Annotated in this window: 5 protein-coding genes; 1 reads left to right on the forward strand and 4 read right to left on the reverse strand. The window is 61.3% G+C overall.

The annotated features are described in order from the left end of the window. The 4 genes from ACCD07_RS32180 to ACCD07_RS32195 all read right to left on the reverse strand — a co-directional run. Positions 1-1091, reverse strand: a 1091-nt coding sequence (locus ACCD07_RS32180) for a hypothetical protein (protein WP_413449683.1), incomplete at its 3' end; no start/stop codon positions are given. Positions 1092-1370: 279 nt separating this feature from the next. Further along, positions 1371-1544: a hypothetical protein gene (locus ACCD07_RS32185; RefSeq protein WP_413449684.1), complete on the reverse strand. Its 174-nt coding sequence runs from the start codon at positions 1542-1544 to the stop codon at positions 1371-1373. A 14-nt stretch (positions 1545-1558) separates the two neighbouring features. Further along, positions 1559-1771: a hypothetical protein gene (locus ACCD07_RS32190; protein ID WP_176650698.1), complete on the reverse strand. Its 213-nt coding sequence runs from the start codon at positions 1769-1771 to the stop codon at positions 1559-1561. A 112-nt stretch (positions 1772-1883) separates the two neighbouring features. Then, positions 1884-2039 carry a hypothetical protein gene (locus tag ACCD07_RS32195; RefSeq protein ID WP_176650697.1) on the reverse strand — a complete coding sequence of 52 codons (156 nt, stop codon included), beginning with the start codon at positions 2037-2039 and terminating at the stop codon, positions 1884-1886. A gap of 287 nt (positions 2040-2326) precedes the next feature. On the opposite strand from ACCD07_RS32195, the gene ACCD07_RS32200 reads away from it, so the two are divergent. Beyond that, positions 2327-2653 carry a hypothetical protein gene (locus ACCD07_RS32200; protein WP_176650696.1) on the forward strand — a complete coding sequence of 109 codons (327 nt, stop codon included), beginning with the start codon at positions 2327-2329 and terminating at the stop codon, positions 2651-2653. Positions 2654-2798: the final 145 nt, after the last annotated feature.

Genomic DNA, 2798 nt, shown 5'->3' on the forward strand with positions numbered 1-2798 from the left:
ATCTGCTTCATCTGGGTGTCGGACAGCATGCCGGTGTTCTTGTCGTTCTGGAAGTTCTTGATGGTGTTGACCGCGCTCGAATCGGACGGCAGATTGGTGTTGCCGGTATTGCCGCTGCCGGTGACCGGCGGCTGGCCGCCCGGCGTCGGCGTGCCGTTGGTGCCGTAGTTGGGCGCAATGCTGCCGTCGCTGACCGCGTGGTTGAAATCGCCCTGCCCCAACTGGCCGTCGTGCTTGCCGTCGGTGGCCGATTCCAGTTTCTTGAACAGCGCCGCGTCGTTGGCCATGTAGGTCTTGGCGGCGTCCTGCACTTCGGGCGGCACCTGGATGGTCTTGCCGTCCTTGCCGGTCAGGTAGCCGGTGTCGGCCATCTGCTTCATCTGGGTATCGGACAGCAGGCCGATATTGTGTTCTTTCTGGAAGTCGTTGATGGTCTTGGCGGCGCCGTATTCGGACGGACGGTTGGGCGACACGTGGCCGTTCATGACCGCGCTCATGAAGCTGTCCTTTGGAATGCCGGTCGGGCCGTTGTTGCCGTTGCTGCCGCCATTGGCCTGGATGGTGCCGTCCTTGACCGCGTTGCCGTAGTCGCCCTGGCCCAGCTGGCCGTCGTGCTTGCCGTTGGTGGCCGATTCCATTTTCTTGAAGAAGGCGGCGTCGTTGGCCATGAAGACCTTGGCGGCGGCCTGCACGTCGGGCGGCACCTGGACGGTCTTGCCGTCCTTGCCGGTCAGGTAGCCGGTATCGGCCATCTGCTTCATCTGCGAGCTCGACAGCAGACCGATGTTGTTATTTTTCTGGAAGTCGTTGATGGTCTTGGCCGCGCCGGACTCGGATGGCTGGTTGCCGCCGCCGGTCAATCCCATGTTGGTGCGGATCATGTCCTTGACGCTGTCGGGGATGGGCAGGCTGTTCAGCCAGTTGTTGACCTCCTGCTTGTAGTTCTTGTCGTTGCCTGGGTCGTGCAGTGCGATGTCCACTTCTTCCGGGTTGGAGGGCGCGCCGGTCAGCTTGAGGGTGCCGACGAAGCCGGAAGGATCCTCCGTGGTATAGGTAGTGCTGGTGGTGGTAGTGGTGACTGTTGACGACATGCTTTTCTCCGAAAATGGTGGGGGTCTGAAACATTCTTGAACACGTCTCGCTATCCGGCCTGCCCGACTCATCTGAAATTGCATGGCCCGTCAGGGAGCTGGTCCGCGCGGACTCGCAAATAAGTCGCGGTGCATTTGCAATAGTTCCGGCGGCGTCACGCTATCTGCATGGGTAACGCGGCCGCCGCGCGCCCACGACGGACGCGCCGGACCGCGCAGCGGCGATCCGGCGACAAGCAACAGGGGAAGCCGGCGCACGCCGGTATGTGGCGCCGCGGCCTACAAGGCGGACTGCGCGGCCTCTTCGGCCTTCTTGATGAATTTGGTGAACACGTTGACGTTGTCGACGTTGGCGGCGGCGGCGCTGACCCCCGCCATATTGGCGCGGGCCTCGCTGCCGCCGGCGCGCGCGCCAGCGCTGATGGAACCGGTGCTGCTGGTGGATACACTCATGTCGACCTCCTCGGTTATTGCTGGTCGTTGACGCTTTTTGCCATGGTGCTGAAAATCTTCAGCTTGGCCAGCGAGGTTGCCTGCTGCGATACCCACAGCTGGAATTCCATCGCCTGCGCCGATCCCTGCTGGGCCGCGCTGACCATGGAGTTGGGTGTGCCCTGCTTCAAGCCGGGATTGTCCTGCGATGCGTATCCACTACCGAGTTGGCTTTGGAAGGTGGCCATGGTGTGCCTTTCAAAAGAATGATATGCCGCCGCCGGCGGAAACAGGATGGGCAACGCCAGGCATGCGCGCCGCCCATCCCGAGGAAGCACTATCTCATGCGATGGTGCCCGATCAGATCAGCGCCAGCGAGTTATCGCGGCCCTTTTTCTGGAACTTCACTTTGGCGTTGTCGCCATCGACCATTTCGCCTTCTGCGTTGGTGGCTTCTTGAGCCGCGACCGCCATACCGGCACCTACCGCTCCACCTGCTGGGACTCCCATTGCCATAATTAACTCCTCAGTTGTTTAAAAAATGCCGCCTGTACTGCAGTCAAGAAGCAAGACGGTCTTCCATGGGTCGCAACGCAAGGCGCGCCGGTTCCCGCAGCCGGCATTTATTTGCGGATTATTTTTCATCGGCATCTTCCTCACGGCAACCATGGGAACTTTAGTAAAAAATCCGACCACCCATTTTTGCAGTAAAAATTCCCTCAACTTCCAAAGGACATACCATGGGCTTAAATGTTACTTTTACGGGCAGCAGCGGCGCGAGCGGCATCCCATCCGCAGGTGAAATGGATTCGTTCGCTTCCGGCTTGAAGAACGCTTCGTCGGGCGATCTGCTGAGCGCACTCGGCAAACCCGGCATGGAACCGTGGCAAAAAGACGCCATCAACAAGGAACTGACCAACCGCGCCGCCCAGTCGGAACCGGCCAAGAGCGGTGGCGAAAGCGAAGACGACATCAAGAAGCTGCTGAAGAAGCTGCAGGACGGCACCATCTCGCCGGAGGAACTGCAGAAACTGGCCGGCATGCTGGGCGTCGATCCGGAGAAGCTGGAAGCGGTCAAAGGTAAAGGCGCCGGTCCCGACGGCACCAATATCGAGATCCAGGGCGGCTAAGCGTCTGTTCGGGCCCGGACGCCGTCCGGGCCCCGCGCCCGCGCCCCGGCCGGCGGCCGGCGCCGCGCCCGGCAACGTGGTGCCTGCGCCCGACGACAGCGGCACGATGCCGGTGTAGTGATGATCGAACGGGTCGAGAAACTTT

The sequence above is a fragment of the Duganella sp. Dugasp56 genome (genome assembly GCF_047304105.1).
GTDB lineage: Bacteria > Pseudomonadota > Gammaproteobacteria > Burkholderiales > Burkholderiaceae_D > Rugamonas > Rugamonas hordei.

Bases quoted from the DNA above. Each gene is read 5' to 3' on its own strand.
- ACCD07_RS32185 (WP_413449684.1), bottom strand. From the start codon at position 1,544: ATGAGTGTATCCACCAGCAGCACCGGTTCCATCAGCGCTGGCGCGCGC.
- ACCD07_RS32190 (WP_176650698.1), bottom strand. From the start codon at position 1,771: ATGGCCACCTTCCAAAGCCAACTCGGTAGTGGATACGCATCGCAGGAC.
- ACCD07_RS32195 (WP_176650697.1), bottom strand. From the start codon at position 2,039: ATGGCAATGGGAGTCCCAGCAGGTGGAGCGGTAGGTGCCGGTATGGCG.
- ACCD07_RS32200 (WP_176650696.1), top strand. From the start codon at position 2,327: ATGGATTCGTTCGCTTCCGGCTTGAAGAACGCTTCGTCGGGCGATCTG.